Origin of the sequence: Piscinibacter gummiphilus (assembly GCF_002116905.1) — a bacterium.
GTDB lineage: Bacteria > Pseudomonadota > Gammaproteobacteria > Burkholderiales > Burkholderiaceae_C > Rhizobacter > Rhizobacter gummiphilus.
This window is the reverse complement of record NZ_CP015118.1, coordinates 120,566-143,573: the sequence shown is the minus strand read 5'-3', so window position 1 is coordinate 143,573 and position 23,008 is coordinate 120,566. Positions and strand designations below refer to the sequence as shown.

Annotated in this window: 22 protein-coding genes; 4 read left to right on the top strand and 18 right to left on the bottom strand. The window is 70.2% G+C overall.

Annotated features, from left to right (window positions below):
• Positions 1–49 precede the first annotated feature (49 nt).
• A complete protein-coding gene (locus A4W93_RS00625) occupies positions 50–238 on the top strand; it encodes a hypothetical protein (RefSeq protein ID WP_099959830.1) in 189 nt (62 codons plus the stop codon).
• A gap of 31 nt (positions 239–269) precedes the next feature.
• Here A4W93_RS00625 and A4W93_RS00620 read toward each other — a convergent pair whose 3' ends face one another.
• The 6 genes from A4W93_RS00620 to A4W93_RS00595 form a co-directional block, all read right to left on the bottom strand.
• Positions 270–1,172 (bottom strand): NAD(P)H-binding protein, encoded by a 903-nt coding sequence (locus A4W93_RS00620; RefSeq protein ID WP_085748769.1) that lies wholly within the window; start codon positions 1,170–1,172, stop codon positions 270–272.
• Between the two features lie 192 nt (positions 1,173–1,364).
• Complete coding sequence (gene minE / locus A4W93_RS00615) at positions 1,365–1,625, bottom strand: cell division topological specificity factor MinE (RefSeq protein WP_085748768.1); 261 nt, start codon at positions 1,623–1,625, stop codon at positions 1,365–1,367.
• Between the two features lie 6 nt (positions 1,626–1,631).
• Entirely contained in the window at positions 1,632–2,447 is an 816-nt protein-coding gene (gene minD / locus A4W93_RS00610; RefSeq protein WP_085748767.1) for a septum site-determining protein MinD, read from the bottom strand.
• 41 nt (positions 2,448–2,488) lie between these two features.
• Positions 2,489–3,256 carry a septum site-determining protein MinC gene (minC, locus tag A4W93_RS00605; RefSeq protein WP_085748766.1) on the bottom strand — a complete coding sequence of 256 codons (768 nt, stop codon included), beginning with the start codon at positions 3,254–3,256 and terminating at the stop codon, positions 2,489–2,491.
• 56 nt (positions 3,257–3,312) lie between these two features.
• A complete protein-coding gene (locus tag A4W93_RS00600) occupies positions 3,313–4,134 on the bottom strand; it encodes a shikimate 5-dehydrogenase (RefSeq protein ID WP_085748765.1) in 822 nt (273 codons plus the stop codon).
• Positions 4,131–5,105, bottom strand: coding sequence for a 1-phosphofructokinase family hexose kinase (locus tag A4W93_RS00595; protein WP_085748764.1), 975 nt, complete (start codon positions 5,103–5,105; stop codon positions 4,131–4,133). Before A4W93_RS00595 ends, A4W93_RS00600 begins: the two co-directional genes overlap by 4 nt.
• Positions 5,106–5,388: 283 nt before the next feature.
• On the opposite strand from A4W93_RS00595, the gene A4W93_RS00590 reads away from it, so the two are divergent.
• Complete coding sequence (locus A4W93_RS00590) at positions 5,389–7,704, top strand: NADP-dependent malic enzyme (RefSeq protein WP_085748763.1); 2,316 nt, start codon at positions 5,389–5,391, stop codon at positions 7,702–7,704.
• 97 nt (positions 7,705–7,801) lie between these two features.
• On the opposite strand, the gene A4W93_RS00585 is transcribed toward A4W93_RS00590, so the two are convergent.
• The 12 genes from A4W93_RS00585 to A4W93_RS00530 form a co-directional block, all read right to left on the bottom strand.
• Positions 7,802–9,202: an AGE family epimerase/isomerase gene (locus A4W93_RS00585; protein ID WP_085748762.1), complete on the bottom strand. Its 1,401-nt coding sequence runs from the start codon at positions 9,200–9,202 to the stop codon at positions 7,802–7,804.
• A gap of 65 nt (positions 9,203–9,267) precedes the next feature.
• Entirely contained in the window at positions 9,268–10,260 is a 993-nt protein-coding gene (locus A4W93_RS00580; RefSeq protein WP_218919181.1) for a bile acid:sodium symporter family protein, read from the bottom strand.
• On the bottom strand, positions 10,257–11,849 hold the full coding sequence (locus A4W93_RS00575) for a gamma-glutamyltransferase family protein (RefSeq protein ID WP_085748761.1): 1,593 nt from the start codon (positions 11,847–11,849) through the stop codon (positions 10,257–10,259). Before A4W93_RS00575 ends, A4W93_RS00580 begins: the two co-directional genes overlap by 4 nt.
• 31 nt (positions 11,850–11,880) lie before the next feature.
• Positions 11,881–12,552, bottom strand: a complete 672-nt coding sequence (locus A4W93_RS00570; RefSeq protein WP_237357654.1) for a GntR family transcriptional regulator — start codon at positions 12,550–12,552, stop codon at positions 11,881–11,883.
• Positions 12,553–12,758: 206 nt separating this feature from the next.
• Entirely contained in the window at positions 12,759–13,730 is a 972-nt protein-coding gene (locus A4W93_RS00565; RefSeq protein ID WP_085748760.1) for an ABC transporter ATP-binding protein, read from the bottom strand.
• Complete coding sequence (locus tag A4W93_RS00560; RefSeq protein ID WP_085748759.1) at positions 13,727–14,731, bottom strand: ABC transporter ATP-binding protein; 1,005 nt, start codon at positions 14,729–14,731, stop codon at positions 13,727–13,729. Before A4W93_RS00560 ends, A4W93_RS00565 begins: the two co-directional genes overlap by 4 nt.
• Positions 14,728–15,606, bottom strand: a complete 879-nt coding sequence (locus A4W93_RS00555; protein WP_085748758.1) for an ABC transporter permease — start codon at positions 15,604–15,606, stop codon at positions 14,728–14,730. Before A4W93_RS00555 ends, A4W93_RS00560 begins: the two co-directional genes overlap by 4 nt.
• Before the next feature lie 21 nt (positions 15,607–15,627).
• Positions 15,628–16,581: an ABC transporter permease gene (locus tag A4W93_RS00550; RefSeq protein WP_085748757.1), complete on the bottom strand. Its 954-nt coding sequence runs from the start codon at positions 16,579–16,581 to the stop codon at positions 15,628–15,630.
• A gap of 25 nt (positions 16,582–16,606) precedes the next feature.
• Positions 16,607–18,220, bottom strand: coding sequence for an ABC transporter substrate-binding protein (locus A4W93_RS00545; protein WP_085748756.1), 1,614 nt, complete (start codon positions 18,218–18,220; stop codon positions 16,607–16,609).
• Between the two features lie 218 nt (positions 18,221–18,438).
• The gene (locus tag A4W93_RS00540) at positions 18,439–18,948 is read right to left on the bottom strand and encodes a GyrI-like domain-containing protein (RefSeq protein ID WP_085748755.1); all 510 of its coding nucleotides are present in this window, start codon (positions 18,946–18,948) and stop codon (positions 18,439–18,441) included.
• 80 nt (positions 18,949–19,028) lie between these two features.
• Entirely contained in the window at positions 19,029–20,576 is a 1,548-nt protein-coding gene (locus A4W93_RS00535; protein ID WP_085748754.1) for a methyl-accepting chemotaxis protein, read from the bottom strand.
• 167 nt (positions 20,577–20,743) lie between these two features.
• Positions 20,744–21,061, bottom strand: a complete 318-nt coding sequence (locus A4W93_RS00530) for a nucleotide pyrophosphohydrolase (RefSeq protein WP_085748753.1) — start codon at positions 21,059–21,061, stop codon at positions 20,744–20,746.
• Positions 21,062–21,136: 75 nt separating this feature from the next.
• Between A4W93_RS00530 and A4W93_RS00525 the strand changes: the two genes are divergently transcribed.
• Both A4W93_RS00525 and A4W93_RS00520 read left to right on the top strand, forming a co-directional pair.
• Complete coding sequence (locus tag A4W93_RS00525) at positions 21,137–21,976, top strand: MurR/RpiR family transcriptional regulator (protein ID WP_085748752.1); 840 nt, start codon at positions 21,137–21,139, stop codon at positions 21,974–21,976.
• A 218-nt stretch (positions 21,977–22,194) separates the two neighbouring features.
• Positions 22,195–22,989: a transporter substrate-binding domain-containing protein gene (locus A4W93_RS00520; protein WP_085748751.1), complete on the top strand. Its 795-nt coding sequence runs from the start codon at positions 22,195–22,197 to the stop codon at positions 22,987–22,989.
• Positions 22,990–23,008 lie beyond the last annotated feature (19 nt).

Genomic DNA, 23,008 nt, shown 5'->3' with positions numbered 1-23,008 from the left:
ATAGTGGTTTCACGCGACGGCCCCCTTCGCCGTCCGGAAGGGAGGCCCTGTGCAGACGCTCGACGTGATGCTCTCGCTGAACCTGTTGACCCCCCGCCAGCATGCCGAGATCCGCGCGTGGACCGCGCGGGCCCGCACGCCGGAAAAGATCATGGAAATGCCACCGCACCTGTGGCGGGCGCTGGAGCTGGCCAGCGTGCTGATGGACTTCGACGGGGAGCTGGAACAGACCTGCTGAGGCCGTTCCCTCCCCCCGCGTCACCGGTCGGTCAGCCGCGTTGGCCGGCCGGCGGCAGCAGCACCTCGCGATGACGGGCGAGGAAGGCCGCCACACCTTCGGGTGCGGTCCCGGTCAGGGCCTCGACCCCGCCGGAGACCGTGTCCATGGCGCCCCTCGCCACGCCGCGGTCGATGTCCGCGAGCACCGCGGCCAGCGGCGGCGGCAAGCCCGCGGCCGCCATCCGCCGCTGCAGGTCATCGGGGTCCACCCGCTCGACGGTGATGGACGTGCCCAGCACCTCGTTCGCGGTCGCCACCAGGTCGTCGGCGGTGACCGCGGCGGGACCGGTCACGTCCAGCGTCCGCCGCCCGTCGAAGGGCTGGCGCAGCGCCTCGGCCGCGGCGCGCGCGCAATCGGCCCGCGCCACGTAGGCGATGGCCCCGCCGCCGGCGGCGGTGACGAAGCGTCCGCTCGCGATCGCGGGCGGCAACGTGGTCAGCAGCATCTCCAGGTAGAAGGCATGGCGCAGCACGGTGTGGGCCATCGGCGCGTCGCGCAGCGCGGCCTCGGTTGCCGCATGGTCGGCCACCAGGGCCTTCAGCGGTGAATCGCCGGCGCGCTGCAGCGATGTGTAGACGACGTGGTGCGCACCGGCCCGTTGGGCCGCATCCAGTGCAGCGAGCTGCTGCCGCACGCGGCGCGGGCCCGCGTGTTCGGCACCGGTGCTGACCAGCAGCAGCCGGCCGGTACCGCCCCAGGCGTCGTCGAGCGAGCGCGGGTCGCCGAAGTCGGCGAGGCGCACGTCCAGGCCGCGCGCGGCCAGGTCCGACGCGTGTGATGGGGTGCGGCTGGTGCCACGCAGGTGCGGCACGCCGAGGTCGAGGAGGTGCGAGGCCGCGAAGCGGCCCAGGTGGCCGGAGACACCGGACACCGTGAGGAGGGAAGAAGTCATGACGAAGGTCTTTCCGGAAGGCCGGTCCAGCGGCGGGCGGCCGTGACGGGAACCCGCGCCCGGCCTCACGGCCAGCGCGGCTGCGGGGGCATGGACGCCGGAGCGTCCATGCGATCAGCAGGAGGAGGGAAAGACCTTTTGCACGCGGGCATCTTCGCGGGCGAACGCCCGCGCGTCAACCGGTGCGACGCGTCAGCGAGCTGCGTCCGGGAGCTCGATCTTGATGTCGAGCACTTCCAGGTTGTCGGTGCGCTCGAGGTTCACCTTGATGTCCTCGGGCTTGATCGACACGTACTTGGAAATCACCGCCACCAGTTCGCGCTGGAGCTGCGGCAGGTAGTCGGACGATGCCGAGCGGCCGTTGCGCTCATGCGCGAGGATGATCTGCAGCCGCTCCTTGGCGACGCTGGCGGTCTTCTTTTTCTCCCCGAGAAGAAACGAGAGAAACGACATCGTTGCTTACCTCCCGCCGAACAGGCGCTTGAAGAACCCGGGCTTTTCGGCATCGGTGAACCGCATCGGGCGTTCCTCGCCAAGGAACCGTGCGACCACGTCCTTGTAGGCTTCCGCCACGTCGGTGTCCTTCAGGTGGATGGCCGGCAGGCCCTGGTTGGACGCGTCCAGCACGGACTCGGATTCGGGGACCACGCCGATCAACGGCGTGCGCAGGATCTCCTGGATGTCCTCCAGCGAGAGCATCTGGCCGCCCACCACACGCGACGGGTTGTAGCGCGTGATCAGCAGGTGTTCCTTGATGGGGTCCTGGCCTTCGATGGCACGCTTGGTTTTCGACGACAGCATGCCGAGGATGCGGTCGGAGTCGCGCACCGAGGAGACCTCGGGGTTCGTGACGATCAGCGCTTCATCGGCGAAGTGCATCGCCATCAGCGCGCCGGTCTCGATGCCGGCCGGCGAGTCGCAGACGATGTACTCGAAGTCCATCTCGGCGAGTTCCTTCAGCACGCGCTCGACGCCGTCCTGCGTCAGCGCGTCCTTGTCGCGCGTCTGCGAGGCGGCCAGCACGAACAGGTTGTCGCACTGCTTGTCCTTGATCAGCGCCTGGTTCAGGTTCGCCTCGTTGTGGATCACGTTGATCAGGTCGTACACCACGCGGCGTTCGCAGCCCATGATCAGGTCGAGGTTGCGCAGACCGACGTCGAAGTCGATCACGGCGGTCTTGTGCCCGGCGAGCGCCAGCCCGGATGCAAAGCTCGCACTGGTGGTGGTCTTGCCCACCCCTCCCTTGCCGGAGGTCACCACGACGATTTTGGCCATCGGTTTGTCGATCCTTGTTGGTTGATTCGGTTGTTTCTTGTTCAGAGCTTCAGCGCCTCGACCACGAGGCGCTCGCCGTCGAGCCGCACCTGCGCGGGCTTGCCCAGCACCTCGGCCGGCAGCGCCGTCTCGGTGGTGCGGTAGGTGCCGGCGATGGAGACCAGCTGCGGCTCCATGCAGATGCTGAAGATGCGTGCGCTGGTGTCGCCCTTGGCGCCCGCGATGGCGCGGCCGCGCAGCGGGGCGTACACGTGGATGTTGCCGTCGGCGATCACCTCGGCGCCGAAGCTCACGACCGCGAGCACGACGAGGTCGCGGCCCTTGGCGTAGGCCTGCTGGCCGGAGCGCAGCGGCTTGTCGACCACGAGCGCGCCGGACGGGATGACGGGCCACACGGGCGGTGGCACCTCGAGCACGGGTGCCGGGGCCGGCGATTCCGGTTCGGGCGTCGCGGGTTTCGGTGCAGGTGGCGCCTGCGTCAGCGCGGGCGTGTCGCCGAGGCCGGCGGCCAGCGCCTGCGCCATCTGGTCCTCGCTGCCGCCGAGCACACCCACCGGCTGCAGGCGGTGCTGGCGCAGCAGTGCGGCCAGCGCGGTGAAGTCGATCGCGGCTTCGGATTCACGCACCGCGGCCAGGTCGATCACGACGGGGTCGAAATCGAAGAGGGACGGGGTGCTGCCGAAACGTTCTTCCAGGGCCGAGGCGAGCGCGGCCAGGTCGGTGGACTTCAGCACCAACGCCATCGCCGTCAGGGCGGCACTTTTCAGGTCGAAGAGGGCGGACGGCGTACCGGTCGAAGCTGCAGCCATGGAAGGAGCGTGTGAAAGGGCCGAAGTTTAACTGCCCCCGAGCACGCCCCTGGCCGTCAGGCGGCCCGGGCGAAGGCCGCGGCCTCGGCGACGAGCTCGGGGTCGGGTCGCACACCGGTGTACAGCACGAACTGTTCCAGCGCCTGCAGCGCGATCACCTCGCCGCCGGTGATCACCGGGCGGCCGGCCGCGCGAGCCGCCACGATGAGCGGCGTCTCGACCGGGATCGCCACGACGTCGAACACCGTGTGGGCGGCATCGATCAGGGACAGGCTGTACGCGAGGTCGCCGGATTCCTCGCCGCCGGACATGCCGATGGGGGTCACGTTGACGAGCAGGCCGGCCGCGAGGCCCGAGGTGTCGGGCTGCCACGCGTAGCCGTAGCTGCCGGCCAGGGCGCGGCCGGTGGCCTCGTTGCGGGCGACGACCACGCCGTCCTTGAAGCCGGCATCGCGCAGTGCGCACGTCACGGCCTTGGCCATGCCGCCGCTGCCGCGCACCGCCACGCGCAGGTCGCGCGGCACCTGGTGCGCATCGAGCAGGTGGCGCACCGCGAGGTAGTCGGTGTTGTAGCCGCGCAGGAAGCCGTCGTCGTTGACGATGGTGTTGACCGACTGCAGCACGCCGGCCGACGGGTCCAGCGCGTCGAGCATCGGGATCACGGCCTCCTTGAACGGCATCGAGATCGCGCAGCCGCGGATGCCCAGCGCACGGATGCCGCCCACGGCCGCGGCCAGGTCCTTTGTGGTGAAGGCCTTGTAGACGAAGTCGAGGTCGAGCGCGTCGTACAGGAAGTTCTGGAAGCGCGTGCCGAAGTTGCCCGGGCGGGCGGACAGCGACATGCACAGCCGCGTGGTCTTGCTGATGGAGGTTTTCATGGCGAGGGGATGAGTCGGTAGGCCGCGGCGTCGGCATCGAGCGTGTCGCGCGGCGGGAGGTCGGGGGTGCGGCGCTGGATGCGCCAGGCCGCGCAGGCGAGGCCGCGCCGGGCGGCGGCGTCGAAGGGCAGGCCCGCCATCAGCCCCGCGGTGGTGCCGGCGACCACCGCGTCGCCCGCCCCCACCGTGGTGCAGATGGGCACGGCGGGGACGGCGCAGGTCCAGGTGCCGGCCGCGGTCGCGAGCACCGCGCCGTCGGCGCCCAGCGACACCAGCACGTGTGGCACGCCCTGGGCCACCACGCCGCGCGCGGCGGCCACGACGTCGGGCACCGTGGGCAGCGACCGGCCGCACAGGGCTTCGAGTTCGTCGCGGTTCGGTTTCACGAAGACGGGCATGGCACGTGGCGTGCCGGCCAGGCGGCGCAGCAGGTCGGCCAGGGCCTCGCCGCCGGTGTCGACGACGAGGCGGGCCCCGGCGGCCGACAGCGAACGCGACAGGCGTTCGAGCGTGCCCGCGTCCACGCCGGGCGGCAGGCTGCCGGTGAGCAGGCACCAGTCGCCCGGGGCCACGCGCGCGGCGAGCGTTCGGTCGAGCTGCTGTTCCGCCGCGGCGAGCGTGGCGGGGTCGAAGGCGATGCCGGGCAGGTCCACCGAGGTGGTCTGCTGGCGGGCGGTGTCGGTGAGCTGCAGGTTCTCGCGGACGTGGCCGGACACCCGGTCCATGGCGTCGGCGATGCCCCGCGCCTGGAACGCCGCCTCGAAAACCCCGGCGTTCTCGCGTCCGAGCCAGCCGCACATCGCGACCGGCACACCGAGCGAGGCCAGGCCCGCCGCGACATTGAACCCCTTGCCACCCGCCTGGCGGTGTTCCCCGGTGGCGAGGTGCGTGTGCCCGGGCGCGAGCCGGTCGACCCACAAGGTGCGGTCGATGGCGGGGTTCAGCGAAACGGTGCAGGCGCGGGGGGACATGCGGAAGAAAGGGCCCGAAGCGGCGACTCTACCCCAAGGCTTCCCCTGAAACGCCCTGCGCACACCTGGTTTCGTTCGGGGAGGTCGCGGGCTGTCCGAACCGGCCAAGAGGTGACAGAATCAGTGCCCCACCCCGCGCCCCTGACGACGCCCAGGCTGCCATCGCGACCCGATGCTCCCCGCGCGCCGCGATCGCTGCCCCACCCCCCGGCATCCGCGCACCGAATCGAAGCCGTTCCCGCCGCGAGCGCCCCTTGCGCCCGGCCGCCCCTGGAGAGTTCCGATGTCCGACATCACCAAAGGCAGCAAGCCGCTGTCTCCCGCCGAATCCGCGCTGCGCGACGCCGCGCTCGAATACCACCGCAGCCCCGTGCGCGGCAAGATCGCCGTGGTGCCCACCAAGCCGCTGTCGAACCAGCGCGACCTCTCGCTCGCGTATTCGCCGGGTGTGGCCTACGCGTGCCTCGCGATCGAGGAGAACCCCGCGCTCGCCGCCGACTTCACGTCGCGCGCCAACCTCGTCGGCGTGGTCACCAACGGCACCGCGGTGCTCGGCCTCGGCGACATCGGCCCGCTGGCCGGCAAGCCGGTGATGGAGGGCAAGGGATGCCTGTTCCGCAAGTTCGCGGGCATCGACGTGTTCGACATCGAACTGGCCGAACGCGACCCCGACAAGCTCGTCGAGATCATCGCCGCCCTCGAGCCCACGCTCGGCGGTGTGAACCTCGAGGACATCAAGGCCCCCGAGTGCTTCTACATCGAGCGCCAGCTGCGCGAGCGCATGAAGATCCCCGTCTTCCACGACGACCAGCACGGCACGGCCATCATCTCCAGCGCCGCGCTCATCAACGGCCTCGAACTGGTGGGCAAGGCCATCGGCGAGGTGAAGGTGGCGGTGTCGGGCGCCGGCGCGGCGGCCATCGCGTGCCTCGACATGATGGTCACGCTCGGCGTCTCGCCGAAGAACGTGTTCGTCTGCGACAGCAAGGGCGTGATCCACGACCAGCGCGCCGACAAGCTCGACGCCTCGAAGCAGCGCTACGCGCAGAAGACCGACGCGCGCACGCTCGCCGACGTCGTCAAGGGCGCCGACGTGTTCCTCGGCTGCTCGGCCGCCGGCGTGCTCACGGTCGAGATGGTCAAGACCATGGCCGACAAGCCGCTGATCCTCGCGCTCGCCAACCCCGAGCCCGAGATCCGCCCGGAACTCGCGAAGCTCGCGCGCCCCGACTGCCTGATCGCCACCGGCCGGTCCGACTACCCGAACCAGGTCAACAACGTCCTGTGTTTCCCGTACATCTTCCGCGGCGCGCTCGACTGCGGCGCCACGCGCATCACCGACGAGATGAAGATCGCGTGCGTGAAGGAGATCGCCGCGCTGGCCAAGGCCGAGATCAGCGCCGAGGTGGCCTCCGCGTACGACGGCCGCGAGCTGCGCTTCGGTCCCGACTACTTCATCCCCACGCCGTTCGACTCGCGCCTGATCCTGCGCATCGCGCCGGCCGTGGCCGAAGCCGCCAAGGCCTCCGGCGTGGCCGCACGCCCCATCGAGGACCTCGAGGCCTACCGCGACTCGCTGACCCGTTTCGTGACCCACACCGGCATGATCATGCAGCCGGTGTTCCGCGCCGCCCGCTCGGCGCCGAAGCGCATCGTGTTCGCCGAGGGTGAAGAGGAACGTGTGCTGCGCGCCGTGCAGATCGCGCTCGACGAGAAGCTCGTGCGCCCGATCCTGATCGGCCGCCCCGAGGTCATCGCCGCGCGCATCGAACGCGCCGGACTGCGCCTGCAGCCGGGCCGCGACTTCGAGCTGGTGAACCCGGGCGACGACGCCCGCTTCAACCAGTACTGGGAGGCCTACCACCAGCTCAACGGCCGCAACGGCGTGTCGCCCGAGACGGCCAAGTCGATCGTGCGCCGCTCGAACACCGTGATCGCCGCGCTGATGGTGCACCTGAACGATGCCGACGGCATGCTGTGCGGCCTCGTGGGCCGTTACGACGCTCACTTCGAACACGTGCGCGACATCATCGGCCTGCGCCAGGGCGCCCGCACCTTCGCCGCGATGAACGCGCTGCTGCTCGACCAGCACACGCTGTTCATCACCGACACCTTCATCCACGACGAACCCGACGCGGCCCAGCTCGCCGACATCGCCGAGATGGCGGTCGACGAGGTCAAGCACTTCGGCCTGCCGCCGAAGGTGGCCTTCCTGTCGCACTCGATGTACGGCAGCAGCAAGCGCGCGTCGGCACTGAAGATGCGCGAGGCGCGCAACCTGTTCGCCCACCGCTGCCCCGACGTGGAGGCCGACGGCGAGATCCACGGCGACGCGGCGCTGAGCGAAGACCTGCGCCTGAAGGCCCTGCCGTCGTCCACGCTGACCGGTGCGGCCAACGTGCTCGTGCTGCCCAACCTCGACGCGGCGAACATCCTGTTCAACGTGCTGAAGATGACCGGCGGCCACGGCGTGACCGTGGGCCCGGTGCTGCTGGGCGCCGCGGCGCCGGTGCACGTGCTGTCGCCGTCGGCGACGGTGCGGCGCATCGTCAACATGACGGCGCTGGCGGTGGCGCAGGCGGGGAAGGTGCGCTCGTAAAGGGTCATCCCGGCGGACGCCGGGATCCACCGGGGCCGAGGCGCGCCCCGGGACGAGTGGGCCCCGGCGTTCGCCGGGGTGACGGTTCTTTTCGCCCTCAGGGCCCGACGTCGAACGTCACCTTCAACACGCCCCCCTTCACCTCCTCCCGCCCACGCTCCCGCCCCGGGAACACGTACGGCGCCAGCGGCGCCTTCGTCCCCTTCGGCAACGCGTAGTACAGCGTCGCCGGCTGCCTCGCCAGCGCCTGCGCGGTGAGGTACCCGATCAGCGCGTGTTCCAGCGAGTGGTAGCCGTTCTTCCACTGGTGCTGCTTCAGCGCGTCTCCCGGCTCGCCCGACGGCGACAGCCAGCCGTACACCTCGCCGTGTTCGCGGTCCACGAAGTGCGTGAGCCAGTACGGGCCGGTGCGTTCGAGGTAGCCCAGGTAGCGCCGGTCGCCCAGCGCGAGGGTCGATGCAAGCTGGTCGAGTTCGGCGGAGATCCACCACTGCTGGCTCGTGTCCTGGCCGTCGGCGGTCCAGCGCGAGGCCCATGCGCCGGTGTCCTCCTGGAAGGCCTCGGCCAGCACGGCGTGGCCCTTGGCCTCGGCCCACGCGGCCGCGTCCGCATCGCCCCGGATCCGCGCGGCGAGCAGCACCATCCAGTAGGCCTTGCCGCTGTGGCCGTAGTCGTTGTGGCGCGCGCCCGGCACCTCACCGCCCGCGTCCAGCGTGCCGCGGCAGCGGGGTTGTTGGCCCGCGCAGTAGTGCGTGCGGATGGTGCCGACCAGCCGGCCCATGTCGGCCAGCCAGCGCTGGCGGCGTTCGCCCTCGAGCAGCGGTGTCACGAGCACCATGTACGCGTTGAGCGGGTCGAGCTGGGCCACGAGTTCCCGCTTGCCCGCCTCGGGGCCCTTCAGCGTCCAGCGCATCTCGCCTCGTTCCGCGTCGAAGTGGCCCATCAGGTGGCGGTGCAGGCGGTCCAGGTCGTCGAGCGTGGCCGAATCGCGGGTCAGGTCGTAGACGGCCGCCATCGCGAGCGCGGCGTACGCGAGGTCCTGCGCGGTGCGTTCGCCCACCGGGGGCTGAGCGCGACCGTCGCGGTCGTGGAACGTGGCGGCGCTGCCGGTGGCCGGGTCCAGCGCACGGGCACGGATGTCGGCCGACCCCGCCTTCGCGGCGGCCAGCAGCGCCGGGTCGCCGGTCAGGTGGAAGCCCACCGCGTACGCGAAGGTCTGGCGCGACTGCATGCGCACGTACTCGCGGCCCAGTTCGGCGCGGATCCAACCCGGCGCCCGTGCCAGTTCCTTGCACGGCTTGGCGGCGTCGTACGCGCCGCCGTCGATGCAACGGAAGGTGGGGAAACGCCCGACGGGCGACCCGAGGGCGGCGGGTTGGCGCCAGTACGGCAGCAGGTCGTCGGTGGCGTGGCGGAGCCAGGCGGCTCCGTCCGGAGCGCCCGCGTGGCCCAGCAGCGGGACCACGGCGAGCGCGAGGGCGACAAGGAATTTCTGCATCGGGGTACCGGGAAACTTGATCGGTCAAGTGTTCCCGATCCCTCCGCCCGATGCAAGCCGGGAAGTCACCCGGTGCGGCCACCCCATCGTTGCGCGAGCACCCCGCCGATCGCGAGCTGCAGCGGGTGGTACAGCATCAGCGGCATCAGGATCAGGCCGAGGGCGGGGTTCGTGCCGAAGATCATCTGCGCCATCGGCACGCCCGAGGCCAGCGTCTTCTTCGAGCCGCAGAAGATCGCGGCCACGCGGTCCGCATCGCTCAGGCCGATGAGGCGCGCGAGCGCACGCACCACCAGCATCACGACGATGAACAGCACCAGCGTGGCGATGGCGGTGCCCACGACGGTCATCACGCCGAATCGGGTCCACACGCCCTGCACCACCGAGTCGGCGAACGAGGTGTAGATCAGCATCAGGATCGTGCCGCGGTCCACCCACTGCAGGCGCGACTTGTGTTTCGCGGCCCATTCGCCCAACCACGGCCGCGCGAGCTGCCCGGCGACGAGCGGCACCAGCACCCACAGCACGAGGTCGCGGATCACGGGGCCGATCGGGAACTCGATGCCGGCCTGGCCGAGCATCCAGCCCATCCACATCGGCGTGACCAGCACGCCGATCAGGCTCGAGAGCGTGGCATTGAACACCGCGACCGGCACGTTGCCGCGCGCCGCGACGGTCAGCGCCACCGACGACGACACCGTGGACGGCAGCGCGCACAGGTAGAAGAAGCCGAGCTGCAGGTCGTGCGGCACGAGGCCGTGCGAGGCCCACACGCCGGCCACGCCGATCAGCGGGAACAGCACGAACGTGGCGCCCTGGATCAGCAGGTGGGCGCGCCAGCTCGCCGCGCCCGCGCGCATCGCGGGCAGGCTCAGCGACAGGCCGTTGAGGAAAAAGACGAGCGCGACACCCACCTTGTTGAGCAACTCGGGATGCAGGACCCCGCCATGGGCACCCGGCGTGGGCCACAGGAAGGCCAGCACGACCGCGATGACCATGCCCTTCATGAAACCGTCGAACTTGAACCCCGGAGACTTCTTCACGGTCACTGCACTCACCACGCGGCCACCTGCCCGTCACTGCGGGGGTCCTCGCCCCCTTCGATCAACCCGTCGGGATGGCGGATCAGCGCCCCCGCGTGGCCCATGCGCTCGTCGAACTCCGCGACCACCTCGACCGGATGGCCCAGGGCGCGCAACCGCTCGACCACGTCGTCGCCGTAGCGGCGCTCGATCTTCAGCGTGGTGCTCTGTTCGGCCCACGTGCGGCCCAGCAGCCAGCGCGGCGCCGACACGGCGGTGCGCACGTTGTGGCCGCCGTACATCAGGCGCGACAGCACGGCCGCCTGCGTCTGCGGCTGCCCTTCCCCGCCCATCGTGCCGTACACGACGAGCTTGCCGTCGGGGCGCTGCGCCATCGCCGGGTTCAGCGTGTGGAACGGCTTGCGGCCCGGGGCGAGCGAACGCAGCTTGCCCGGGCTCAGGTCGAACGAGCAGCCGCGGTTCTGCCACCAGATGCCGGTGCCGGGCAGCACCACGCCGCTGCCGAACTCGAAGAAGATGCTCTGGATCATGCTGACCGCGCGGCCTTCCGAATCGACGACACCGAGCCACGTGGTGTCGCCATCGCTCACCGGCGCGGGCCACGGGCTGGCCTTGTCGACGGGCACGGCGGCCGCGAGCTTCGCGATGGCTTCGTCCGTCAGCCACGAGGCCGGCGTGGACGGCAGCGTGTTCGGGTCCGTCACCACACGGTCGCGCACGATGAAGGCCTGTTTCGTGGCCTCGACCAGCGCATGGATGCCTTCCACATTGTCGGGACTCCAGCCCTCCTGCCGGATGCGGTCGTGGATCGCGAGGATCAGCAGCGATGCGAGGCCCTGCGTGGGCGGCGGCAGGTTGAAGACGCGGGTGCCGTCCTTCAGCGTGACCGACAGCGCCTCGACGATCTCCGGCGCATGCGCGGCGAGGTCGGCCGCGACCAGCGGGGAGCCGGCGGCCTGCAGGTCTGCGGCGATGGACTTCGCGAGTTCGCCCCGGTAGAAGTCGTCGGTGCCCGCCTGGCCGATGCGTTCGAGCGTGGCGGCCAGCGCCGGGAAGCGGTGGCGTTCGCCGTAGACCGGCACCTGGCCGTCCCGCAGGAAGTGGTCGGCGAAGCCGGGCACGTTCACCAGGTCCTTCAGCTTCGCGCGGGTGTTCTCCTCCTGGCTGTGCGTGACGGGGAAGCCGTCGCGCGCATACGCCACCGCCGATTCGAGCAGGCGCGACAGCGGCAGCTTGCCGCCCCACACGTCGCGGCTGTGCGCGTAGGCCGCGCCCCAGCCGGACACGGTGCCGGCCACGGTGTTGGCCGCGAGCGGACCCCGCCACGGGATGCTGGCGGCGTCGCCGTACAGCGCGGGCGTCACCTGGCTGCCGGCACGGCCGCAGGCGTCGATGCCGACGATGTCCTTGCCGGGTTCGTGCAGCAGCCAGAAGCCATCGCCGCCGATGCCGGTCATGTGGGGGTACACGACCGCGAGGGTGGCGGCCACCGCGATGGTGGCCTCGATGGCGTTGCCGCCGTCGCGCAGGATGTCGAGCCCGGCCTGCGCGGCCAGGCTGTGCGATGCGACGACCGCGCCACGGGTGCCGAGGATGGGTTTCATGGGTGCTGTCTCGGAGTTGGAATCGGGGGGATCACGCGTCGCGCGGTGCGGTCCACGCCGGCGCGAGCCGGCCGGCCGCGCCGCGCGCGGAGAAGAGGTGGTTGCGCATCTCGCGGTACGCGCCGACGGCGTCGCGCGCCAGCACGGCCTCGACGATGGCCACGTGTTCGGCGAACGATTCGGCCATGCGCTCGACGTTGCGGAACTGCGTGCGGCGGAACGGCGCCACACGCGCGCGCAGCGACTTGGCCGTGTCGACCAGCACCGGATTGTGCGAGCCGTGCAGCAGGCACAGGTGCAGTTCCTGGTTCAGCCGGTCGTAGGCGTCCACGTCGCTCGACTGAAGCGCCTGCCGCGTCTCGGCGTGCAGGCGGGCGAGTTCGCGGCGCTCGGCCTCGTCCATGCGCACGGCGGCATGGCGGGCGCAGGCGGCTTCCAGTTCGCCGATGGTCTCGAACATCGCGTCGAGCTGCTCGGGGGTCATGGCCGCCACCGACGCGCCGCGGTTCGGTCGGTACACCACGAGGCCCGTGGTCACCAGCTGCTTGAGGGCCTCGCGCACCGGGGTGCGCGACACGCCGTAGCGGGTGGCCAGCATGGCCTCGTCGAGCCGGCTGCCGGGTTCCAGGCGGCCGAGCACGATGTCCTCCGCGAGGCGCTCGCCGACCTCGTCGGTCAGGCGACCACGAGGTCGGAGGGGCAAAGGGGCACTGCTGTCGGACTGCATGACGGACGAATCTTTGCATGCAAGTTGCCCGAGTGGATCATCCCCTGGATGTATTTCGCAAGCCGATGATGCAGAAGGCATTTTTGAAATTTGTGCATCGCACCGCGGGGCACTCGGGATTGATTCCGTGCATGCAAGTTCGGGCACTCCTGCGGAAATCAGCGGGAATGCGCATGCACCGCTCAGGCCGCCAGGCGTGGGAACCAGCAGGCGTACGCCCCGCCGCCGTCCCGGGCGAGCGGCGGCACCTCGGCCGTGCAGCGGGCCGAGGCCGACGCGCAGCGCGGCGCGAACGCACACCCGGGTGGCAGCGCGGCCAGGTCCGGCGGCGAGCCGCCGATGGTGGGCAGCGGCTGCCCGCGCTGGCCGTGGCCCACCACCGAGCCGAGCAGGCCCGCGGTGTAGGGGTGCCGGGGCGAACGCACGACCCCGGCCACCGTGTCGTCCTCCACCAGCCGGCCGCCGTACATCACGGCCACGCGGTCGGCCACCTCGACGGCCGCGCCGATGTCGTGGGTCACGAAGATCACGGCCATGCCCATCTCGCGCTGCAGCTCGCGCAGCAGCAGCAGGATCTGGATCTGCACCGTCGCGTCGAGCGCCGTGGTGGGTTCGTCGGCCAGCAGCACCTTCGGACGGCACGACAGCGCGAGCGCGATCATCGCCCGCTGGCGCATGCCGCCCGAGAGCTCGTGCGGGTACGCGTCGAGCCGGCGCTTCGCCTGCGGGATCTGCACGCGCTCCAGCATCTCCAGCGCGCGCTGGCGGGCCGCGCGGCGGTCCACCGCCTCGTGCGCCCGCACCGCCTCGGCGATCTGGTCGCCGACCGTGTAGACCGGGTCGAACGCGAGGCCCGGCTCCTGGAACACCATCGACACGGTGCCGCCGCGGTACCGCTGCAACGCGCGGCCCTTCAGCGCCAGCACGTCCTGGCCGTCGGCGTGGACCTCGCCGGTGATGCGGGTGGTGGCCGCGGGATGCAGGCGCAGCAGCGTGCGCAGCGTGACACTCTTGCCGGAGCCCGACTCACCCAGCAGGGCGAGCACCTCGCCCGGGGCGAGGTCGAAGCTCAGGTCGGTGATGGCGGACGCGCGGCGCTGGCCGGTGAACTCGACGCCCAGGTGGCGCACGCTGAGGATCGGGGACGTCGTCATGCCAGCAGCTCCTCGGCGAAGTGGCACGCGGTCCAGTGCCCCGGGGTGGACTCGCGCAACACCGGCGCGGCGCTCGCGCACAGGTCGCGCGCATGGGCGCAGCGGTCGCGAAATCGGCAGCCGCTCGGCGGGTCGATGGGGTTCGGTGGGTCGCCGGCCAGCGGCGAGACGGTGGTGCGGTGGTCCGGGTCCATCGACGGCACGGCCGACAGCAGCGCCTTCGTGTACGGATGGCGCGGCGCGCCGAAGATGCGGTCCACCGGGCCGGTCTCCACCACGCGGCCGAGGTACATCACCATCACGCGGTCGCTCAGGTAGTGCACCACGTGCAGGTCGTGCGAGATGAAGAGGTAGGTGAGGCCGCGTTCGGCCTTCAGGTCCTGCAGCAGGTTGAGCACCTGGGCCTGCACCGACTTGTCGAGCGCGGCCACGGCCTCGTCGAGGATCAGCAGCCGCGGCTCGAAGGCCAGCGCCCGCGCGATGTTCACGCGCTGCCGCTGCCCACCCGACAGCTCGTGCGGGAAACGCGAGCCGAACTGGTCGGGCGACAGGCCCACCCGGGCCAGCAGGCCGCGCGCACGCGCGATGGCCTCGGCCTTCGGCACGCCGTGCACCTGCGGGCCGTAGGCCACGGCATCGAGGATCGTCATCCGCGGGTTCAGCGACGCGAACGAGTCCTGGAAGACCATCTGCAGCTGCTGGCGGAAGTCCTTCAGCGCGAGGCCGCCGAACTGGCCCACGCCCTCACCATCGAAGATCAGTTCGCCGCCGTCGGGGTCCATCAGCCGCGCGATGAGCCGGGCGGTGGTGGACTTGCCGCAGCCGGACTCGCCCACGATGCCGAGCGTCTCGCCCTTGGCGACGGTGAAGCTCACGCCGTCGACGGCACGCACCTGCTGGCGTTTCGAGCCGCGCACGGCGAAGCGTTTGTCGAGGTCGCGCACCACCAGCAGCGGCTGCGCGGGGCCACCGCGGTCGGCGGATGCAAGGGAAGTGTTCATCGGCGGATGTCCATGGCCGACCGCACGCCGTCGGCCAGCAGGTTGAAGGCCATCGACGTGACGAAGATCATCACGCCGGGCAAGGCGGCGAGCCACGGGTTCAGGTAGATGGCCGAACGCAGCGTGTTGAGCATCAGGCCCCACTCGGGTTCGGGCGGCTTCACGCCGAGGCCGAGGAACGAGAGGCCCGACGCGAGGATCATGCTGACGCTCACGAGGCCCGTGGCGTACACGAACACGGGGCCCAGCACGTTGCCGAGCACGTGAACGCGGATGATCGACAGCGGGCCCGCGCCGCTCATGCGCGCGGCGTTCACGTAGTCGAGGTCGCGCACCTGCGTGGTCACGCTCTCGGCCACGCGCACCACCTGCGGCACGAACACGAGGGTCAGCGCGATCAGGCTGTTGCTCATGCCGGGGCCCAGCGCGCCGGCGATGGCCACGGCCAGCAGCACCGACGGGAACGCGTAGAACACGTCGAGCGTGCGCATGATCAGCATGTTCGTGCGGCCACCCACGTAGCCGGCGAACAGGCCGATCGACGTGCCGATCACGAAGGCCATCAGCACCGGCATCACGCCCAGCAGCAGCGAGAGGCGGCCGCCGTACATCAGGCGCGACAGCATGTCGCGGCCCAGTTCGTCGGTGCCGAGCCAGTGGCCTTCGGTGCCGATGGGCTGCAGGCGCTTGAGCATGCTCGCCTGGAACGGGTCGGCCGGTGCGAGCCATGGCGCGAACACCGCGGCGCCGACGATCAGCAGCAGCACGAGGCCCGCGGCCATCGCGAGCTTCTCGCGCCGCAGCTGGCGGAACATCAGCGCCCAGTAGCTGCGGCTGGGCGCCGCGGCGGACGAGAGGGAAACGGAGGCGGTCATGGGGTGCACTGCGGACATGGTTCAGGCCCGGCCCATGCGCGGGTCGACGAGAGGCTGGAGGATGTCCACCAGCAGGTTGATCGCGACGAAGATCAGGCACAGCACGAGGATCGTGCCCTGCAGCAGCGGGATGTCGCGCTGGAAGATGGCGGTGTTGAGCAGGAAGCCGGTGCCCGGCCACGCGAACACCGTCTCGACGAGGATGGAGCCGCCCATCAGGTAGCCCACCTGCAGGCCGGCGACGGCCAGCACGGTGGGCGCGGCGTTGCGCGCGACGTGGCGGAACACCGCCGAGGGCCCGAGGCCCCGGGCCCGCAGCGCGACGACGAACTCCTGGTTCAGCGTGTCGGCCACCAGCGCGCGCACGGTGCGTGTGATGATGCCCATCGGGATCACGCACAGCGTGGCCGCGGGCAGCACCAGATGGCGGATGTGTTCGAGGTCCCACAGCCATTCGCCCGAGCCGCCGGGACCGGCGCCCATGGCCGGGAACCACGGGCGCTGGATGGAAAAGAGGATGGTCAGCACGAGGCCGAGCCAGTAGTGCGGGATGCTCACGCCCACCACCGACAGCGCGGTGGCGATGCGGTCGACCACCCCGCCCTGCCGGTACCCGGCGATGCCGCCGAGCACGCAGCCGAAGAACACGCCGACGGCCGCGGCCACGCCGGCCAGCAGCACCGTGTTGGACAGCGCACCGAGCACTTCGGCGGCCACCGCGCGGCCGGTGGCGATGGAGGCGCCGAGGTCGCCCTGCACCGCACGCGCGAGCCACAGGCCGTAGCGCACAGGCAGCGGGCGGTCGAGCCCGTACTGGGACTTCAGTGCCTCGATGACCTCGGCCGGCGCGTCCGCCGGGGCGATCGCGTTGAGCGGGTCGCCCGGCGCGAGGTACACGAGCGCGAACGACACGACGGTGACGCCGAGGGCGATGGGCAGCGCGTACAGCACGCGCTTGAGGAGGTAGGCGATCATCGTCGTGGCTCGTCCGACTCGGGGGTCACATGCCGATCGTGGTCAAGTCCTGGAACCAGTGCTGCGCCTGCACGAAGGTCTTGACCTTCGGCGACAGCGCGTGCGGGTTGGTGTCGTGCACCACCCACAGCATCAGCGCGTCGTCCACCATCTGCTGGTGCACCGAGGCGAGCAGTTGGTCCTGCACCTTCACGTCGAAGCTCGTGCGGATCTTGTCGATCGCGTCATCCACCTTCTTGTTCTCGTAGCCGCCCCAGTTCACGCCGTTGGGCGCGACGTAGCTGCTGTAGGCGAAGCGGGTCAGCGCGTAGAACGGGTCCGCGGTGACGTAGCCGAGGTTGATCGCGGTGATGCCCTTGCCGGCGTTCATGTCGGCCTTGGCGCCGCTGCGCCAGTGCAGGTACAGCGTCTCCAGTTCGACCACCTGGAACTCGAGCTGGATGCCCACTTCGGCGAGGCTCTGCTGGATGAACTCGTTCATCGGCAGCGACAGCATCTGGCCCGTGCCGCCCTGCGCGATGATGACCTTCGCCTTCAGCGGGTTGGCCTTCGTGTAGCCGGCCTGGGCCATCAGCGCGCGTGCGGCGGGCAGGTCGTACTTGATGTCGAACGACGGCTTGCCGAACCACGGGCTGGTCTTGTCGAGCTGGCCCTTGGCGACCGACGCCTGGCCATTGAGCAGCTTGACGATGGCCTCGCGGTCCACCGCGAGGTTGGCGGCCTTGCGCACGCGGATGTCGGTCCACGGCGAGCCCGGCTGCGTGCTGAAGTGGTACGGCCACACGTGCGGCGTCACGTTCTGCACGAGCTTGAAGCCGCGCGACTGCAGCTGCGGCAGCACGTCCGGCGGCGGCGTCTCGATCAGGTCGACCTGGCCGTTGAGCAGTGCGTTCGCACGCGTGAGTGCGTCCGGGATCGGCATGAGCACGATGCGGTCGGTCTTCGGCAGGCGGGCCTTGTCCCAGTACGCGGCGTTGCGCACGAGGTCGGCGCGTTCGCGCGGCACGAGCTTGTCGAGCTTGAACGGGCCGGTGCCCGAGGGCTTCACCGCCACCTTGGCCCAGTCGCGGCCCTGGGCCTCCCATTGCGCGGGGCTGCCGATGAGGAACCACGGCAGCTGGTACGGGAACAGCGCGTCGACGTCCTTCGTGACGATCTCGACGGTGTAGGCGTCCACCACCTTGTACGACGCGATCGACGGGATGCGCGGGCGAACCTGGGCGCTCTGCTTGGCGTCGAACTGCGGGCTCTTGTCGTTGAGCACCTTGTCGAGGTTCCAGACGACGGCGTCGGCCTTGAACTCGGAGCCGTCGTGGAACTTCACGCCCTTGCGCAAGGTGAAGCGCCAGACCTTGTTGTCCTTCGGGTCCACCTTCCACTCGGTGGCGAGGCCCGGCACGAGCTTGCCGGGTCGGGTGCCGATGTTGGCTTCCCACGCGATCAGCGGGTCGTAGATCGTGTGGCCGGTGAACTGGTACGCACCGGCGCCGCGGTCGGGCTGGCCCGTGGTGAGCGGGATGTCGGCCATCGAGATGCCGTAGCGGGCGACGGTCTCGGCCTGCGCGGCGAAGGCCGCGCCGAGCAGCGCGGGGACGGTGAGCAGCCACGGGGCGAGCTGCTTGCGGAACAACGGGGACATCGGGAACCTCCAGGAAGAAGACATGGAGGCTTCTGCATGCACCGTGCCAATCCGTCGCTTTTCGGCGATGTATTTCCCAAGTGCTTGTGGTGCGGACGATTTCGCCGCTTTGTGCCGCTGCACGGCCTGCGCGTCACGCGCAGGCCGTGCATGCAATCAGGGCACCCGAACCGGCGACGCCGTGCCGCGGTGCATGCAGCACCGCGGGGGTCGCATGCTCAGCGCGTCAGGAACGCGAGTTCGGTGTCCCACGTGTTCATGTCGGGGCGGTTGTCGTCGAGGTACCACTCGATGCGCGAACGCCAGGCCTCGCCGCGGCCCTCGGGCTGCTTGTCCCACACGATGCCGTGGGCGCCGGCCCAGTCGAGGAACTCTCCGGTGGCGCGCATCAGGCCCTGCGGGTGGCCGTGGTAGATGGCCACGAGGTAGGAACCGGCCGCGATCGTGTCCGCGAGCACCCGGCCGTCGCCCTCGACGGCCTTCGCCACCGGGAAGCCGACGTCGATCGTCATCAGGTCGTCCATGTCGATCACCGCGTAGCGGAAGAACGGCGGGCCCGACGGTGCCAGCCCGCGCGCCCCGAGCCAACGCGCCAGCTCTCCGTGCAGAGGCGGGAGGTCGGTCGGCAGTTGCGCCATCGTGACGCGGTTGCGGATCACCACGCACGGCCGCGCCGGACGGGTTTCCAGGCGCGGGGTGGTGATCGTCGTCGCTGCGGTCGTGCTCATGGGGCGCTCCTTCACTGAACCGATGTGTTCAGTTTCAGGGCGCCCCACCACCCCTGTCAAGACAGGGGATGTCTGACGCGTCAGGCGCCCAGACGGAAGGTGCCCACGGCCCCCGACAGCTTCACGGCCTGGTCCTTCAGGCTTTCGGCGGCGGCGGTCGATTCCTCGACGAGCGCGGCGTTCTGCTGGGTCATCTGGTCGAGGTCGGTGACGGCGCCGTTGACCGCGCCGAGGCCGATGCTCTGCTCGTTGGTGGCCGAGCTGATCTCGCCGATGATGTCCGTCACGCGCTGCACGCTCGCGACGATCTCGCCCATCGTGGCGCCCGCCTCGTTCACGAGCTTCGAGCCCGATTCGACACTTTCCACCGACGCCGAGATCAGGCCCTTGATTTCCTTGGCCGCCTGCGCCGAGCGCTGGGCCAGCGTGCGCACCTCGGAGGCCACGACCGCGAAGCCGCGGCCCTGTTCGCCGGCGCGGGCGGCTTCCACCGCGGCGTTCAGCGCGAGGATGTTGGTCTGGAAGGCGATGCCGTCGATCGTGCCGATGATGTCGGAGATCTTGCGCGAGCTGGCGTTGATCTCTTCCATCGTCGTGACCACCTGCGAGACCACCTGGCCGCCGCGCGAGGCGACGTCGGCGGCGGACGCCGCGAGCTGGTTGGCCGTGCGGGCCGAGTCGGCCGTCTGGCGCACGGTCACCGTCAGCTGCTCCATGCTGCTGGCGGCCTGCTGCAGGTTGCTGGCGGTCTGTTCGGTGCGGGTGCTCAGGTCCTGGTTGCCGGTGGCGATCTGGGTGCTGGCGGTGGAGATGCCGTCCACCACACCACGCACCTGCTGCAGCGACTGGCGCAGCGCGACACGCATCGCGTCGAGGGCCTTCAGCAGGCGGCCGGTCTCGTCGTCGGCGTGCGCGCCCTTCGACGAACCGCTCAGGTCCATGTCGGCGATGGCACGGGCCACGGCTTCGGCGTCACGCAGCGGCACGAGGATGCTGCGCGAGAGCGACAGCGCGAGCACCACGCCCACCACGAGCGACACCAGGCTGCTGGCGATCAGCAGCGTCGTGGTCTGCGCGCGCAGGGCGTCGATGCGGGCGGCGGCGGCGTCCAGCTGCTCCTGCTGCGCCGCCACCATTTCCTTCACGCCCGCGACGTATTCCTTCGAGGCCGGCTCGAACTTCTCGTTGAAGGCACGGCCCGCGCCTTCGGCGTCGCCCGACTTCTTCAGGTCGGCGACGGTCTGGCGCGCGGCGAGGTAGCCCTTGCGCAGTTCGCTCACCTTGTCGAACAGCGCCTTCTCCTCCGGCGAGTCCATGTGGTCCTCGATGGTCTTCTGCAGCTCGGTCGTGCGGCTCACGGCCGCGGCGGTGTGCGGTGCGAAGTAGTCGACCAGCGCGGTGTCGCTGCTCTTGGCGATCGCGGCAGCACGCTGCACGCCGGAGGTGGTGTGCATCAGCCATTCGGAGGCGGCGCGTTCGACCAGCAGCTGGTCCTTCACGATGCCGTCGATGTGGGTGCCCAGCTCGCGCAGCTTCAGCACCGAGAACACGCTGGTCACGAGCGACAGCAGCAGGATGGCGCCGAGCACGAGGCCCAGTCGCTTGCGGATGGAGACGTTCTTGAACATTGGAGGACCCCGGGGACACGCGTTGTTGGATCAGCGAGCTTCCCTCTCGCCGTGTCTCCGGTTATCGGACGCCTCCCTGCGAAGTGGAACGTGAACACGTGAACCACATCACACCCCTCCGGGAAACCTCCGATGGCTGAACAGCGGTTCGCCCGCATCGCGGAACGTCATCCGGGTTTGGGGTACTTCCGCGTGTTTTTGTCACGCTTGCGAGCGACGGCCTCCTCGATGTCGATGCCGGTGTGATCGGCCAGCTGCACCAGGTACAGCAGCACGTCGGCCACCTCGTCGCCGATGCGCTCCTTCGTCGCGGGGTCGAGCGAGGCCACCACCGACTCCTCGGGGGTCATCCACTGGAACACCTCGGCGAGTTCGGCGGCCTCCACCATCAGCGCCATCGCGAGGTTCTTCGGGGTGTGGAACGGCGGCCAGCGTCGGTCGATGGCGAATTGCCGGAGTTCGGTCTGGAGGGTCTGGAGGTCCATGGGTTTCCTTCGGGTTGGGGTGATTGGGCCACGACCCGGGCCACAATGGGCGCCGGCGCCCACCCTCTCCCCTCCATGCGACCACCCGAATCCTTCGTCCGCCGCGTGCGCAGCCAGCTCGACGGGCTGCCGTCCACCGAACGCCGGCTCGCCGACTTCGTGCTCGAGTTCCCCGGTGAACTGGCCAGCTACGCGGCGAGCGAACTCGCGTCGCTTGCCGGGGTGTCGAACGCCACCGTGAGCCGCTTCGTGCGCCGCCTGGGCTACGTGAACTACGACGATGCGCGCCGCCACGTGCGCGAGGAGCGGGAGTCGGGCTCGCCGCTGTTCCAGGCGGCCTCGTCGGCGCGGCAAGGCGGCAGCGTGGTGGCCACCCACCTGCAGCAGTCGCAGCAGAACCTGCAGCAGACCTTCGACCGGCTGCCGCCCGCCCAGGTGCAGGCCATCGTCAAGGCGCTGGTCAACGCGCCCCAGGTGCTGATCTTCGGCAGCCGCAGCAGCCACGCGTTCGCCGTGTACCTGCGCTGGCAGATCATCCAGGTGCTGCCACGCGTGGTCGCCATCCCCGGGCCCGGCGAAACGCTGGGCGAACACCTGGCCGGCCTGTCCGCGCGCGACTGCGTCATCGTCTTCGGGATGCGTCGCCAGACCCGCCAGATGGCCGCCGTGATCGACGGCACCACCCGGGCCGGCGCCCAGCTGCTGTTCATCAGCGACACCCTGTCGCCCGACTGCCCCACCGCCACCTGGTCCGTCGAATGCCAGTGCGCCGGGCCCGGGCCGCTCGACAACCACGTCGCCGTGATGGCGCTGTGCGACCTGCTCGCCTCGCTGGTGATCGAGGCCGCCGGGCCCGCGGCCCGCAAGCGCCTGGCCGCGATCGAACTCGCCCACGAGGAGCTGGACGAGCTGTGACGCCCTGCACCGGGGCGTGATGCACCGGTGGGGCGCGAGGCGACGGTGAGGGCCGTGCGGCGCCGATCACTGCTTTTCACCTATGAGCTCAATCTGAAAACGCGCTGCCAGGAAGCGGTGGCACGGGGTTTGCAAACGGCGACTTCTAGTGAAAAGTGTTTTTCACTTTCGCACCAAAACTGAAATCCTGGCGTCAACCCCTTCCAAGGAGCCTGCCCATGACCCCGACCTTCCGCCGCCTCGCCTTCGGCCTGGCCTTCTGCGCGACCTTCGCCGCCACCGGCCTGGCCCAGGCCCAGAACGCGCTCGACACCATCCAGCGCGCGAAGACCGTGCGCATCGCGATCCCCACCGACTACCCACCCTACGGCTTCGTCGGCAAGGACCTGAAGCCGCAGGGCCTCGACATCGACATGGCCAACCACGTCGCCGCGAAACTCGGCGCGAAGCTGGAACTGGTGCCGGTCAACAGCTCGAACCGCATCCCGTACCTGCAGACGCGCAAGGCCGACATCGTGATCTCCACGCTCGGCAAGACGCCCGAACGCGAGCAGGTGGTGGACTTCACGCATGCGTACTCGCCGTTCTTCCAGGCCGTGTTCGCGCCGAAGTCGCTGGCCATCAAGTCGTGGGCCGACCTGTCGGGCAAGACCGTGTCGGTCACGCGCGGGGCCATGGCCGACACCGAACTCGCGAAGATGATCCCCGCCGGCACGGAGGTGCGCCGGTTCGAGGACCACGTGGGCACCGTCTCCGCGTTCGTCAGCGGCCAGGTGCAGGTGATCGCGACCAGCGCCGCCGAGGCCGGGACCATCATGGCGCAGAACCCGCAGCTGAACGTGGAGTTCAAGCTGCTGCTCAAGGAGAGCCCCAACTTCATCGGCGTGAACAAGGGCGAGACGGCGCTGCGCGACCGCCTGAACCAGATCATCCTCGAGGCCCGCAAGAGCGGCGAGATCGACAAGCTGTCCGTCAAGTGGTTGGGCCGTCCGGCCGGCGACCTGCCCCTGTGAACCGCGCCGGAACCGCTCC